Source organism: Micromonospora sp. 15K316 (genome assembly GCF_004348525.1).
Classification (GTDB): domain Bacteria; phylum Actinomycetota; class Actinomycetes; order Mycobacteriales; family Micromonosporaceae; genus Micromonospora.
In genome coordinates, this window is record NZ_SMKG01000168.1 from 1 (window position 1) to 12,825 (window position 12,825).

At 74.0% G+C, this 12,825-nt stretch carries 13 protein-coding genes and 1 pseudogene; 6 read left to right on the forward strand and 8 right to left on the reverse strand.

Annotated elements, in window-relative coordinates:
* A pseudogene (locus E1211_RS24170) lies at positions 1-793 on the forward strand (phosphodiesterase); the annotation flags it as partial.
* Here the strand turns inward: E1211_RS24170 and E1211_RS24175 are convergent.
* The 4 genes from E1211_RS24175 to E1211_RS33510 all read right to left on the reverse strand — a co-directional run bounded on the left by E1211_RS24175 (position 738) and on the right by E1211_RS33510 (position 3,469).
* Entirely contained in the window at positions 738-1,319 is a 582-nt protein-coding gene (locus E1211_RS24175; RefSeq protein WP_132351300.1) for a DedA family protein, read from the reverse strand. The pseudogene E1211_RS24170 and the gene E1211_RS24175 overlap by 56 nt on opposite strands.
* Positions 1,316-2,104, reverse strand: coding sequence for an MBL fold metallo-hydrolase (locus E1211_RS24180; RefSeq protein ID WP_132351301.1), 789 nt, complete (start codon positions 2,102-2,104; stop codon positions 1,316-1,318). The genes E1211_RS24175 and E1211_RS24180 overlap by 4 nt, the downstream gene beginning before the upstream one ends.
* Complete coding sequence (locus tag E1211_RS24185) at positions 2,082-2,951, reverse strand: alpha/beta hydrolase fold domain-containing protein (protein WP_132351302.1); 870 nt, start codon at positions 2,949-2,951, stop codon at positions 2,082-2,084. Before E1211_RS24185 ends, E1211_RS24180 begins: the two co-directional genes overlap by 23 nt.
* A 167-nt stretch (positions 2,952-3,118) precedes the next feature.
* Positions 3,119-3,469 (reverse strand): DoxX family protein, encoded by a 351-nt coding sequence (locus tag E1211_RS33510; RefSeq protein ID WP_132351303.1) that lies wholly within the window; start codon positions 3,467-3,469, stop codon positions 3,119-3,121.
* A gap of 118 nt (positions 3,470-3,587) precedes the next feature.
* Here E1211_RS33510 and E1211_RS24195 point away from each other — a divergent pair, with 118 nt between their 5' ends.
* The 3 genes from E1211_RS24195 to E1211_RS24205 all read left to right on the forward strand — a co-directional run bounded on the left by E1211_RS24195 (position 3,588) and on the right by E1211_RS24205 (position 6,695).
* Positions 3,588-4,292 carry a TetR/AcrR family transcriptional regulator gene (locus E1211_RS24195; protein WP_165947333.1) on the forward strand — a complete coding sequence of 235 codons (705 nt, stop codon included), beginning with the start codon at positions 3,588-3,590 and terminating at the stop codon, positions 4,290-4,292.
* Positions 4,293-4,360: 68 nt separating this feature from the next.
* The gene (locus tag E1211_RS24200) at positions 4,361-5,569 is read left to right on the forward strand and encodes a D-alanyl-D-alanine carboxypeptidase family protein (RefSeq protein WP_243709672.1); all 1,209 of its coding nucleotides are present in this window, start codon (positions 4,361-4,363) and stop codon (positions 5,567-5,569) included.
* A gap of 79 nt (positions 5,570-5,648) precedes the next feature.
* Entirely contained in the window at positions 5,649-6,695 is a 1,047-nt protein-coding gene (locus tag E1211_RS24205) for a zinc-dependent alcohol dehydrogenase family protein (RefSeq protein ID WP_132351305.1), read from the forward strand.
* Between the two features lie 77 nt (positions 6,696-6,772).
* Here the strand turns inward: E1211_RS24205 and E1211_RS24210 are convergent, their stop codons facing one another.
* Positions 6,773-7,969 carry a citrate synthase gene (locus E1211_RS24210; protein WP_132351306.1) on the reverse strand — a complete coding sequence of 399 codons (1,197 nt, stop codon included), beginning with the start codon at positions 7,967-7,969 and terminating at the stop codon, positions 6,773-6,775.
* A gap of 68 nt (positions 7,970-8,037) precedes the next feature.
* Here E1211_RS24210 and E1211_RS24215 point away from each other — a divergent pair, with 68 nt between their 5' ends.
* Positions 8,038-9,171, forward strand: coding sequence for a citrate/2-methylcitrate synthase (locus E1211_RS24215; protein ID WP_132351307.1), 1,134 nt, complete (start codon positions 8,038-8,040; stop codon positions 9,169-9,171).
* A gap of 119 nt (positions 9,172-9,290) precedes the next feature.
* Here E1211_RS24215 and E1211_RS24220 read toward each other — a convergent pair whose 3' ends face one another.
* Positions 9,291-10,007 carry a YoaK family protein gene (locus tag E1211_RS24220; RefSeq protein ID WP_207915493.1) on the reverse strand — a complete coding sequence of 239 codons (717 nt, stop codon included), beginning with the start codon at positions 10,005-10,007 and terminating at the stop codon, positions 9,291-9,293.
* 68 nt (positions 10,008-10,075) lie between these two features.
* On the opposite strand from E1211_RS24220, the gene E1211_RS24225 reads away from it, so the two are divergent.
* Entirely contained in the window at positions 10,076-10,756 is a 681-nt protein-coding gene (locus E1211_RS24225; RefSeq protein WP_132351309.1) for a GntR family transcriptional regulator, read from the forward strand.
* A 2-nt stretch (positions 10,757-10,758) separates the two neighbouring features.
* Here the strand turns inward: E1211_RS24225 and E1211_RS24230 are convergent, their stop codons facing one another.
* Both E1211_RS24230 and E1211_RS24235 read right to left on the reverse strand, forming a co-directional pair.
* Complete coding sequence (locus E1211_RS24230) at positions 10,759-12,549, reverse strand: gamma-glutamyltransferase family protein (protein ID WP_132351310.1); 1,791 nt, start codon at positions 12,547-12,549, stop codon at positions 10,759-10,761.
* Positions 12,546-12,825, reverse strand: a 280-nt coding sequence (locus tag E1211_RS24235) for an oligopeptide/dipeptide ABC transporter ATP-binding protein (RefSeq protein WP_371686196.1), incomplete at its 5' end; no start/stop codon positions are given. The genes E1211_RS24235 and E1211_RS24230, both read right to left, overlap by 4 nt.

The following is a 12,825-nucleotide window of genomic DNA, read 5'->3' on the forward strand; positions in this document are numbered from 1 at the left end:
GGTCAACACGCTGCTCACCGAGGTGGCGGGGCGCGGCGGTGTCACCGCCGCGGCGACCCGCGCCGCCGTGCGGCCCGGTCCGGACGGGGACATCAGCCTCGGACCGGCGGACCGGGAGGAGGCGGCCGCCCGGACCGACCCGGAGACCGTGGTGGTGGCCTCCGGCAATCTCGCCATGATCTACCTCGCCCAGCACCCCGGGCGGCTGACCCGCGAACGCATCGACGCCGTGGCACCGGAGCTGATCGAGGGGCTGGCCGCGCATCCCGGGATCGGGGTGGTCGTCGTCGACTCGGCGGCCGGGCCGCTGGCGATCGGGCCGCGTGGCCGGCACCGGTTGCGCGACGGGCACGTCGAGGGCGACGACCCGCTGGTGCCGTACGGGCCGCGGGCCCGGCGGGACCTGCTGCGGCACCAGACGATGGCGCACGTCGGCGACCTGGTGGTGATCAGCGCGGTCGACCCCAGCCTGGAGGAGGTGGCGGCCTTCGAGGAGCTGGTGGGCTGCCACGGCGGGCTGGGGGGCTGGCAGACCGAGGCGCTGCTCGTCCACCCGGCCGACTGGCCCCAGGACGGCGAGCTGGTCGGTCCGGACGCGGTGCACCGGCAGCTGCTCGGGTGGCTGGAGGAGCTGGGACTGCGCCGCCCTGCCGACGGCACCCCGTCCACGCCTGCCGGGTCCCCGGCCGAGACCGACCGGCCGGTCGTTCCCGAGCAGCCGAACGTCCCGCTGCCCGTCATGGTCGCGCAGGCGGAGGCTCCGGCGCCGTCCGGCGCCGGCCCAGCCAGCTGAGCCCCTGACTGACCAGGACGACGAGCAGGATCGCGGCGACCACGCTCTGCCACGGCTCGGGGAAGATCGCCCGGCCGACGACACCGATCGCCGCGTAGAGCACGGACCAGGCCAGGCTCGCCGGCGCGTTGGCGACGACGAAGCGCCGCCAGGTCAGCCCCGCCACCGCGCCGGCGAGGAGCACCGGCACCCGCCCGCCGGGGACCAGTCGGGACACCAGGAGCAGCGAGACACGTCCCTCGCGGACCCGGGCGGCCAGCCGGTCGAACCGCTGCGGCTCCCGCAGCCACCGCAGGCGGCGGGCGATCCGTTCGCCGCCCCAGAGGAGCACCAGGTAGGTGGCGAGGTCGCCGACGTACGCGCCGAGCGCGCCGGCGGCCACCACGAGCACCACGGTCAGCGGCTGCTGGTGGGCCGCGAGCGCGGCCGCGCCGCTGACCGCCGCGCCGGTCGGCACCACCGGTACGACGGAGCCGAAGAGCACCACCAGGATCAGCCAGCCCAGTGCCCCGAGCGTCGCCGTCATGAGCGGGTGATCGCGCAGGACTCGCCCGGGCGCAGCACGCGCACCCGGGTACCGGGCGAGACGGCACCGGCGTGCCGGGCGAACTCCTCCCCCGGTGGCAGGAAGCGGTCGGGCCGGATCCGGTCGAAGCCCACCGGCCAGAACGTGCCGTAGTGGATGGGGACCGCCCAGGCCGCCGCCGCCCGCCGTACCGCCTCGGCCGCGCGGGCCGGGTCGAGGTGACCGGGGCCGAGGGTCGGTCCCCAGCCGGCGACGGGGACGAGGGCCAGGTCGAGCGGGCCGAGCTTGGCCATCTCGTCGAAGAGGCCGGTGTCGCCGGCGAACCAGGTGCGGGCCGCACCCTGCAGCAGGTAGCCGATGGCGGGCGCGCGGTGGCGGGACCAGGGCCCGCGGCTCGCGTCGTGGGCCGCCGGCACGGCGGTGACCCTGACCCGGCCGACCGTGGTCGACTCGCCGACGGCGAGCTCGACGCACCGGTCAGCGGCGGGGCCCAGCGCCCGGCGGATCAGCCGCGACGCGCCGGCCGGCACGACCAGGGCAGGGTCGCCGGGCAACCGGCGCAGCGACGCGAAGTCCAGGTGGTCGGCGTGCAGGTGCGACACCAGTACGGCGTCCGGCACCCCCGGCAGCTGTGGCGTGGGGCCGCGGCGGCGGCGCAGGTGCGCGAGCCGGTCCCGCAGCAGCGGGTCGGTCAGCAGGCGGGTGCCGAAGTCCTCGATCCACACGGTGCTGTGTCCGTGCCAGGTCAGTTGCGCCGCGGGATCACCCGCACCTGTCTCGGTCACGCCTGCCACCGTATCCGACCTGCCGGTCCGGCCCGGGCGGGGGCGTTGCGGGACGGTTCGGGGGGCCGCCGAGACGTCGGGTGATCTCGGCCAGCACGGCGTCGGTCTCCGCGCCGGAGCGCAGCAGCATGAAGGCGTGGGTCATGTCCGGGTACTCGTACAGCGTCATGTCCGTGCCGGGTGCCCCGGCGGCGAGCTGGGCGAGCCGACGTGCGTCCGGGGTGAGGATGTCGTTCGTCCCCGCGAGGATCGCGACCCGGCCGAGGTGCTCCAGCGGCCCGTTGATGGGGCTCAGCTGGGGTGTGGCGAGGTCGTCACGACCGGCCCACCATCGTGCGAACCGGCTGAGGCTCTCGGTCGAGGACATCGGGTCGTGGGGTTCGATGAGCCTGATCTCGGGGTTGGTCAGGGTCGCGTCGAGCCACGGCGACATCAGGATGAGGTCTCGCGGCCGGGGCTGTCCCGGCGGCAGCGACTGGACCAGGGCGAGACTCATGGTCGCGCCGGTGGAGTCGCCCATCACCGCGAAGGTGTCCATGTCTCCCCCGTTGCTCAGCTGCTCGTGGAGCCGCCGGAGAGTCGGGAAGACGTCGCGATGCGTGTGCTCGGGTGCGAGCGGGAAGTCCGGCACGACGAACGTGCGTCCGGTGCGGCCGGCCAGCTCGGCGATCAGGTTCCAGTGCGCGGGCTGCGGTGGGCTGACGTAGCCCCCGCCGTGCAGGTAGAGGACGTGGCCGCGGGCGTCGCCCGGACCGGGAAGCACCGTGTGGACGGGCCACCCTTCGAATTGGCTCTCGTCGACGGTGGGCTGTCGCGGCAGGGAGCCGCCGGCGCTGTTTGCGGTCATCGATACGCTCCTTCGACTCGCCGTTCACGAGGTTTCGCGCGGTTCGCGTGCTTTGCGGCGTTGACGACTCCGCCCGCCCGAGTGTCCCCAGCGGCATCGGTTCCCGCCGTCACCGCACGAGGGTGGATCCCCGACATAGGGAGGACCCACCCTCTGTCACCCGCGGATCAGGACAGACCGGAGGCCAGACGCAGTGCGGCGGCGGCGAGCGAGACGACGAGGAGCAGGGCGGGCGGAAGAACCGCGCGGTCGCCGACGCGCAGGTGGGCGCCGATCGCTCCGGCGAAGTAGAGCACCAGGCCGATACCGGCGGCGACGCCGATAGGCCACCACAGCAGACCGACGAGGAGCCCCGCGGCACCCGCGACTTCGAGGAACGCGAGCATCCCGCGCAGCTTCATGGCCCCGACCCGTTCCAGGGTCTCCATCTGCATCGGGTCGCCCTTCAGCTTCCCGGCGGCGGAGACCGCCAGCAGGGCTGCGAAGGCGATGCTGACAACAAGGGTGGCGATGAACATTCGTGACTCCAGGGGGCAGTGGTACGGCAGGGAGAAGAACCCTCCCTGTTCCGGAGACCAATCTCCGTTACACCGTATAACGGAGAGCCGTCTCCGGTATTCCGGGTACCATGGCCACGTGGAGCAGACGACGAGCGCGCGCGACGAGGAACGGCGTCCACGCGCCGAACGCCGGGACAGCATCAGGAACCGCGAGCGGATCATCAGCGCGGCGCAGGCGCTCTTCACCAGCGAGGGCCTCGACGCGCCGATGGACAAGATCGTCACCGCGGCGGGCGTCTCCCCCGGCACCCTCTACCGGCACTTCCCGTCCCGCGTCCAGCTCTGGGAGGCGGTGCTCGACCAGCCGCTACACGCCGCACTCGAGCTGGTCGAGCGGGCGATCGCGAACCCCGACCGGTGGGCCGGGGTCGCGGAGTTCATCATGGCCACCTGCGCGCTGGAGGCGGAGCGCGGCGGCTACCTCAACCTCATGACCACACGCTTCGACGGCTCCCCCCAACTGGTGGAGCTGCGCGGGCGGATCCAGCGACGGATCGAGGAACTCTTCGAACGGGCTCGGGAGGAAGGGGCCATCCGACCGGACTTCACCGTCGAGGACCTCATCTTCATCACGCTGTCGAACAGCAGGGTCGCCGAGGTCACCCGCACGGTCGCACCGGGCGCGTGGCGGCGCAACGCGGAACTGTTCCTCGACAGCATCCGTCCGGAGCGCGCCCACCCGCTCAGCCAGCCGGCCATGCGGCCGAGTCAGGTGGCTCGCACCATGATGCGACCGCCGACCGGCCGCACCCGGTCGAGTACGGCCGAGAAGAGCACGTAGCGACGCCGCCCGCACTACTTCCTCCATTCCCCCCGTGTCCGGCGAACAGCCGATTACCGTACGTAAGCGTGACCACCATTCGGGTTACCTCCGTGGCGCTCGGCGCCGTCCTGGCCCTGCCCGCCGTCGCGATCGCACCGCCGGCGCGGGCGGCCGCCGCACCGCAGGTGCCCTGCCCGGCGGTGAAGCCGCCGACGCCGGCGCCGCCCACCTCGCCTCCGCCTCCGGTCGAACCCGCGCGGCGAGCGGTCGGCGGCGAGGCCCTCGCGACGGCCGGGCTCGCTATCCCGTCCGGCGTGCCGAAGGCGCCGGCGGTGACCGCCACCTCGTGGCTGGTGGCGGATCTCAAGACCGGCGAGGTCCTGGGCGGGTGCGGGCCGCACGAGCACCGGACGCCGGCCAGCGTGCAGAAACTGCTGCTCGCCGCCACCCTGATGCCCCGGCTCGACCCGACCCAGGAGGTGGAGGTGGCGCGGTCGGACCTGCGCGACCTCGATCCGGAGAGCTCGCTGATGGGGGTACGGGCGGGCGGCCGGTACGCGGTCGAGGACCTGTGGCTGGGGTTGCTGCTCTGCTCGGGCAACGACGCGGCCAACGTGCTCGCCCGCCTCGGCGGCGGCAGCGCCGGCCGGCAGGGCGGCGTCGACGCGATGAACGAGGAGGCGCGCCGGCTGCGGGCGTACCAGACCCACGCGGCCACCCCCTCGGGTCTCGACGGCCCCGGTCAGTACACCAGCGCGTACGACCTGGCGCTGATCGCGCGTGCCACGTTCGCCCGCGAGGACTTCCGCCGGTACGTGGCGACCCAGGTGGCGCGGATACCGGCACGCTCCGGCACCCCCGCGTTCGAGATCACGCACGACAACACACTGCTGGGTCACTACCCCGGCACGCTCGGGGGCAAGACCGGCTTCACCGACCTGGCCCGGCAGACGTACGTCGGGGTGGCCGAACGCGACGGCCGGCGGCTCGCGGTCACCCTGCTGGGCGCGGAGACCGCTCCGCTGGGCAGTCTGGGCGAGGCGGCGGCGCTGCTCAACTGGGGGTTCGCGCTTCCGCGCGGCGCCTCCGTCGGTCACCTGGTGGCACCCGAGGAGAAGAAGTACGACCAGCCCGTCGTGCCGGTCAAGGGCGAGCGCGAGGAGGAGACGGCCGAGACGACCTCGCTGCTGCTGCCCGTCGGGCTCGGTCTCGGCGGAGTCTTCGTCCTGACCGTCGCCCTCGTGGTGATCCCGTGGCGGCGCCGGACCACTCGATCGAAGTCCGACCGGCGCTGAGGCCGACGCCGCCGCCCGGCGCGACGGCTGCCGGGGGCGCGGGTACCGGCCGCGCGCCGGGCATGTGAGGATCCGTCGCATGCGTGCGGTGATCTTCGACGAGTTCGGTGCCCGGCCCGAGGTCCGCGACGTCCCCGACCCGACACCGCCGCCCGGTGGCGTGGTCATCCGGGTGGAGGCGACCGGGTTGTGCCGCAGCGACTGGCACGGCTGGCAGGGGCACGACCCCGACATCCGCGCGCCACACGTGCCCGGCCACGAATTCGCCGGCGTCGTGGCGGCCGTCGGTGAGGGGGTGCGCGGGTGGCGGCCCGGCGACCGGGTCACCGCGCCGTTCGTCTGCGCGTGCGGGCGCTGCGCGGCCTGTCTCGCCGGGGACCAGCAGGTGTGCGAGCGGCAGACCCAGCCGGGCTTCACGCACTGGGGTTCGTTCGCCGAGTACGTGGCGGTGCACGACGCGGAGGTCAACCTGGTCCGGCTCCCGGACGACCTGGACTACCCGGCCGCGGCGGCGCTGGGCTGCCGCTTCGCCACGGCGTTCCGGGCGGTGGTCGCGCAGGGGCGGGTGGCCGCCGGCGAGTGGGTGGCGGTGCACGGCTGCGGCGGCGTCGGGCTCTCCGCGGTGATGATCGCGGCGGCGTGCGGCGCCCGGGTGGTGGCGGTGGACGTCTCGCCCGCCGCCCTGGAGTCGGCCCGACGCTTCGGGGCCACGGTCTGCGTGGACGGCGGCACGCTCACCGGCCCCGGTGAGGTGGCCGCAGCCGTCCGGGAGGCGACCGGCGGCGGCGCCCACCTCTCCCTGGACGCGCTGGGCGCGCACGCGACCTGCGTCGCCTCGATCGAGAGCCTGCGGCGGCGCGGGCGGCACGTGCAGGTAGGTCTCCTGCCCGCCGCGCAGGGACGGCCGGCGGTGCCGATGGAGCTGGTGATCGCGTACGAGCTGGAGCTGCGGGGCAGTCACGGCATGGCGGCGCACGCCTATCCGGAGCTGCTGCGGATGGTCGAGGCCGGGGTGCTGCGCCCCGCCGACCTGGTCACCCGCACGATCGGCCTCGACGAGGTGCCCGAGGCGCTGAGCACCATGGACCGGCCCGGCTTCGGCGGGATGTGTCTCATCCGGCCCTGACCCGGACCGGCGGCTCACCCGCGCGAGTTGCGACGCGCACCGCCCGGTCGGCCGCGGGCGCCGTCCTCCGCGTCGGATCACGCCGAGGGAGGTGGCCCGGTGTAGCCGCTGGTCCACCGGAACCGGTTGCCCGGCTGGGCGTACTCCTCGATGACGTGCGCGATCCAGCCCGCGGTGCGGGCGATCGCGAAGATCACCTCGGCGGCGCCGGGGCCCATGCCGCTCGCGTGCGCCAGCACGGCGACGGCGAAGTCGACGTTGGGCCGGCTGCCCCGCCGGATCGCCGTGCTGATCAGGTCGTCCACGGCGCGGCGCAGCTCGTCGGCGAGTGGCAACGCCGCGACCAGGTCGAGCAGGGCGGCAGCGCGCGGGTCGCCGTCCGGGTAGAGCGGGTGCCCGAATCCGGGCAGGCCGCCGGTGCGGAGCGATTCGGCGATCGAGACCGCCGCCCCGTCCCGCAGGGCCGACTCGATCATCCGGTGGACCGTGCCGCCCACGGCGCCGTGCATCGGCCCGTCCAGCGCGCCCAGGCCGGCCAGCACCGCGGCGTACGGGTTCGCGCGGGTCGATGCCGCCACCCGTACCGCGATGGTCGAGGCGGCCAGGTCGTGGTCGGCGAGCAGGACGAGGGTGGCGTTGAGTGCCCGCAGACTCTCCGCGGACGCCGGCTCGTGGGTCAGCCGGGGCCACAGGCGGGCCGCCAGGCTGTCGTCCGCGGTCTTCCTCCCCACGAGGGGGAGCGCGTCGACCATGGTGGCCAGCAGGGCGGGCGCGAGCGCGGCCACGGTGCCCGGCGCCAGGTCGAAGCGGAGCGGATCCATCGCGGCGGCGACGGCGACGACCACCGGAAGCCGGTCGAAGGTCCGGGCACGGGACGGCAGGTGCGCGCCGGCTCGTCTCGCGGCGTCGACGGCCTCCGCGGCGGCCACGAAGGCCTCCCCCCGCCGCTGTCCCGTCCAGAGCCAGCGGGCCACCTCCTCGAACGGGGTCACCGGGGCGAGCTTCGCGGCGTCGAGTCCCCGGTAGTGGAGCCGTCCGTAGGCGATCAGGGTCGTGGCGGTCCGCATCGTCGCGGCGGTGTCCCGCTCCGGCCGCGTCCCCTGGGTGCGTGCGGCCAACCGCTCGACGTCGGCCAGCCGGAAACGGCTGATCCGCTCGCCGGGAACCTTGACGCGGGCAAGCAACCCTCGACTGACGTACGCGTAGATCGTCTCCGGCTTGATGCGCAGGCGGTGGGCCACCTCGGCGGTCGTCAGCAGCTGGTCCTCGGACATGTGGTCATGCTCTCATATTGACTGGATCAATGTTGACTGTGCTGCGCGGTGAACGTGAGGCTGCCCGCATGGCTGACACCATCACCGCTCCCCGGGGCCTCGCCGGCGTCGTCGTCACCGACACCACGATCGGCCGCGTCCGTGGCCGCGAGGGCTTCTATCACTACCGGCAGTACTCGGCGATCGACCTCGCCGAGCGCCGCACGCTGGAGGACGTCTGGGCGCTCCTGATCGACGGCTCCCTGCCGGCCGAGCCGAAGGCCCTGCATCGGGGGATCGCACCGCTGCGCCACATACCGCCGGCGGTCGCCGCCGCGCTGCCCGGCATCGCCGCGGCCTCCCCGTCGCCGGATCCCATGGGCGGGTTGCGTGCCGCTCTGGCGCTCGCCGGTCTCGCCGCCGGCACCCGCTCGCTCTACGACACCTCGCCGGCCGAGCGCCGGGCGCAGGCCATGGCGCTCTGCGCACTCACACCCAGCCTGCTCGCGGCGCTGTACCGGCTGCGGGCCGGCCTGGAGCCGCTCGCGCCCCGGGACGACCTTCCGCACGCGGCCAACTACCTGTACATGATCACCGGGGCGGAGCCGTCCGAGCCGCAGGCCCGCGCGATCGAGCGGTACCTCATCGCGACAGTGGACCACGGCTTCAACGCGTCGACCTTCACGGCTCGCGTCATCGCCTCCACCGGCGCCGACATCTACGCGTGCGTCGGCGGCGCGCTCGGCGCGCTCTCCGGCCCCCTGCACGGCGGCGCCCCCAGCCGGGCCCTCGACACCCTCGACGCCATCGGCTCCGTCGACCGGGCCGACGCCTGGCTGCGCGCACGCATCCTGAGCGGCGAGCGGATCATGGGGTTCGGGCACCCGATCTACCGCACGGAGGACCCCCGGTCACGGATGCTCAAGGGCATCGCGCGGGAACTCGGCGGGGATCTGGTGGACTTCGCCGTGGCCGTCGAGGAGCGGGTGCTGTCGCTGCTGGCGGAACTCAAGCCCGGCCGGGAACTGCACACCAACGTGGAGTACTACGCGGGCGTCGTCATGCACCTGTGCGGGTTGCCCCGGGAGATGTTCACACCCACCTTCGCGACCAGCCGGGTCATCGGGTGGTGTGCGAACGTGCTGGAGCAGGCGGCCGATTCGAAGATCATCCGGCCGGACTCGCGGTACGTGGGTCCGGCGGCACCGCAGCCACTGCCCTGAGCCCCGCGGGCGGCGGTCCACCGACGGTGAGGTGGTCCGGACGGCCACCTGCGGCGACCACCCACACGGAGATTCCGCCGCCCGGGCCGCGGCCACGGGCGAGCGCCCGTCCCGCCGGCTCACTCGGCGAGCCGCGAGGAGACGGCGATGACGAGCAGGAGGGGGACGATCAGCAGCGCCGGCGCCAGTGCGGTCAGGTGCAGGGCGGCGAGCGCTCCGACGGCCGCGCCGGCCATGAGGGCGAGCAGGACCTGCGCCTTCGGCCGCAGCGTGTGCCAGGGGCTCCGCGCGGCGACGCCGCCGATCAGGCTGGTGAGGGTGCCGGTGAGGTAGGTGGAGGAGAGGCCCGGTACGCCGAACCGCTGGATGGCGCTGCTCTGCACACCGAGTGCCGCCGCCGACAGCATCAGGAGCACCAGGTCGACGCGCTCCGAGTGGTCGGGAAGGTTGACCTCCCAGACGACGACGAAGACGACGAAGATCAGCAGTTCCAGGGTGAGCGCGCGGTTGACCCGCCGTGGCCAGACCGGGTCGTCCGGTTGCGCCGAGCCGGCGAGCCGGGCGCCCGCGAGGACGCCGACGATGAAGCTCATGATGGCGCAGCCGGAGGTCAGGGCGAGTTCGGCGTCGCCGCGGCCCGCCGAGAGGCCCAGCAGGACCATGTTGCCCGTCATGACGCTGGAGAAGGCGCCGCCGAGGGAGAGGAAGCCCACGGCGTCGGCGCTCCCGGTCAGGAAGGTGAGCACGACGACGAGAGCGTGTCGTCGCCGTAGGAGATCCGCGGGCGCCTTCGGGGCGACGCGGGAGTCGCGGACGTCTCGCTCTGTTCTCGACACTGCCGGCCGCCCTTCACAGATTGTTCTTCGTATACACTTCGCCTGGACGTTGATGAGAGGCGGTCGGGTTGACTGGAGACCTGCGGGGCAAGCTCGGCGCTCAACACCTGCCGCTACGCGACCAGGTCCTCTTCGCTCTGCGGACCGCGATCATCAACGGCGACTACCTCCCCGGTGAACGGCTCACCGAGGACCGGTTGGCCGAGGACTTCGGCGTCTCCCGTAACCCCGTTCGGGAGGCGCTGCGCGTCGCGGAGGCCGAGGGGTTCGTCGTGATCCTGCCCCGGCGCGGAGCGGTGGTCGCCTCCCCCAGCAGCGGGACGGTCGCGGACATGTTCGCCGTCCGCGAGCGCCTGGAGGCGCTGGCGGCCCGGCTGGCGGCCGAGCGGGCGACCCCGGCGGACGTGACCGCCCTCCGGGAGCTGCTCGACCAGGGCCACGAGGCGACCGAACGGCAGGATCTGCGTCGGGTCGCCGAGCTGAACAGCGCCCTGCACCTGCGGATCCTCCAGATCAGCGGGAATCCCTGGCTGTCGTCGATCACCAAGGCGCTGTACCTCCATGTGCAGTGGGTCTTCCGGCTGGGTGCCGCGGAGCGGGCGCCGCACTCGTGGGCCGAGCACATCCAGCTGGTCGACGCGATCGAGTCCGGTGACGGGCAGCGGGCCGAGCGGGCCGCCCTCGCCCACCTCGGCGCCGCCTACGCGGCGGCGCACGAGAACGCCGAGGGCGGCTACCAGGCCCGCTGACGTCACCGCCCGCAGGCGTAGCCCTGCATGCCGCGCGGATTCGCCCCCGCCGCGAGCAGACCGGTCCGCGGGTCACGGGTCACCGCACAGAGCCGGCCCAGGCTCCACGGGTCGGAGAGCCGCACCTCGTGCCCGTACCCCCGCAACGTCGCCAACGTCTCCTCGTCGAGGCGGTCCTCCACCACCAGCACACCGGGCTCCGTACCACGCGGGTAGAAGGACGCGGGAAGGCTCGTCGTGTGCCAGGCGGGCGCGTCGATCGCCTCCTGCAGCGACCGCCCGCCGGCGAGGTGGCGCAGCAGGAACAACAGCTGCCACTGGTCCTGCTGGTCCCCGCCCGGCGTGCCGCACGCCATGACCGGCTCGCCGTCACGGTGCACGAGGGTCGGGCTCAGCGTGGTACGCGGGCGGCGTCCGGGAGCGAGCGACGAGGCGAGCCCCTCCTCGAGCCAGAACATCTGCAGCCGGCTGCCGAGCGGGAAGCCGAGCTCCGGAATGGTGGGCGAACTCTGCAACCAGCCGCCGCTCGGGGTAGCGGAGATCATGTTGCCCCAGCGGTCGACCACGTCGACGTGGCAGGTGTCGCCGCGGGTGACACCGTCCGATTTGACAGTCGGCTCCCCTGTCGTGGCGTCGGTCGCGTCCGCGAGCGGCCCGGCGCCTCGTCGGGCGTGGTGCGACAGCCGTGGTTCGGCCCCGTCGGGACGGCCCGGTCGCAGCTCGGCCGACGCCCGTTCCCCGATCAGGGCGGCCCGCTCCCGGGCGTACTCGCGGGACAGGAGCGTCTTCGCGGGCACGTCGGCGCCGTCGCCGTACCACGCCTCCCGGTCGGCGAAGGCGAGCTTGAGCGCCTCGGCCTGGGCGTGGATGCCGGCCGCGGTCGACGGGTCGTACGCCTGCGGATCGTCGAGCGCGTCGAGGATCGACAGGGTCTGCAGCAGCACCGGCCCCTGCCCCCAGAAGCCGGTCTTCGCCACCGTGTGGCCGTGCCAGTCGAGGGTGACCGGCTCCTCCCAGGTGGCGGAGTACGCGGCCATGTCCGCCCCGGTCACCAGGCCGGCGTGCGGGCTGCCGCTGGAGTCCTGGAACGGTCGCCGGCTGAAGGCGTCGACGGCTTCGGCGACGAACCCCTCCCGCCAGGCGCGACGCGCGGCCTCGATCTGCGCCTCCCGGTCCGCGCCGGCCGACAGCGCGGCCTCGACCAGTCTGCGCAGCGTCCGCGCGTACGCCGGGTTGGTGAACAGCTCACCCGCGGCCGGGGGCCGGCCCTCGCGCAGCCAGAGCTGGGCGGAGGTGGGCCAGTGCTCCTCGAACAGCTTTCGCACCGCCGTCACCGTGTCGCCGACCCGGCCGACGAGCGGGTGGCCGGAGGCGGCGTAGCCGATCGCCGGGTCCAGCACCTCCGCCAGCGGGAGCGTGCCGTGGTCACGCAGCAGCAGGAGCCAGGCGTCCACGGCGCCGGGAACGGCGGCGGCGAGCGGGCCGGCGCCGGGAATGAGGTCCATCCCCAGGGAACGGAAGTGCGCGATGGTCGCGCCGGCCGGGGCGGGCCCCTGCCCGCACAGCACCTTCGGTGTGGGGTCCTCGGCCGTCGCCACGATGGCGGGGACCTCGCCGCCCGGCCCGTTGAGGTGGGGTTCGACGAGGTGCAGGACGAACCCCGCGGTGGCCGCGGCGTCGAAGGCGTTGCCGCCGCGTTCGAGGATGCCCATGGCGGCCTGGCTGGCGAGCCAGTGCGTCGAGGAGACCATCCCGAAGGTCCCCTGCAGGGTTGGCCGGGTGGTGAACGTCATGACGGAACCTCACTCGTGTCTGCGGCGCGGACGTCTGGTCGGGTGCCGTCCGGTCGGACCAGATGGCACGCGGCCATGCCGCCGTGGTACTGGACCTGCGCCGGGGTCTCGGTCGCGCACCTGTCGAACGCTAGCGGGCACCGGGTGCGGAAACGGCAGCCGGAGGGTGGGTCCAGCGCGGACGGCAGGTCGTCACCGAGCAGCACCGGCTGGCGCTGCCGCTGCCGTACGGGGTCGGCCAGCGGGGCGGCGGCGAGGAGCGCCTGGGTGTAGGGG

Coding starts and splice junctions, on each gene's coding strand:
- E1211_RS24230 (WP_132351310.1), bottom strand. CDS start 12,549: ATGACGTTCACCACCCGGCCAACCCTGCAGGGGACCTTCGGGATGGTC.
- E1211_RS24175 (WP_132351300.1), bottom strand. CDS start 1,319: ATGACGGCGACGCTCGGGGCACTGGGCTGGCTGATCCTGGTGGTGCTC.
- E1211_RS24210 (WP_132351306.1), bottom strand. CDS start 7,969: ATGTCCGAGGACCAGCTGCTGACGACCGCCGAGGTGGCCCACCGCCTG.
- E1211_RS24215 (WP_132351307.1), top strand. CDS start 8,038: ATGGCTGACACCATCACCGCTCCCCGGGGCCTCGCCGGCGTCGTCGTC.
- E1211_RS24205 (WP_132351305.1), top strand. CDS start 5,649: ATGCGTGCGGTGATCTTCGACGAGTTCGGTGCCCGGCCCGAGGTCCGC.
- E1211_RS33510 (WP_132351303.1), bottom strand. CDS start 3,469: ATGTTCATCGCCACCCTTGTTGTCAGCATCGCCTTCGCAGCCCTGCTG.
- E1211_RS24185 (WP_132351302.1), bottom strand. CDS start 2,951: ATGACCGCAAACAGCGCCGGCGGCTCCCTGCCGCGACAGCCCACCGTC.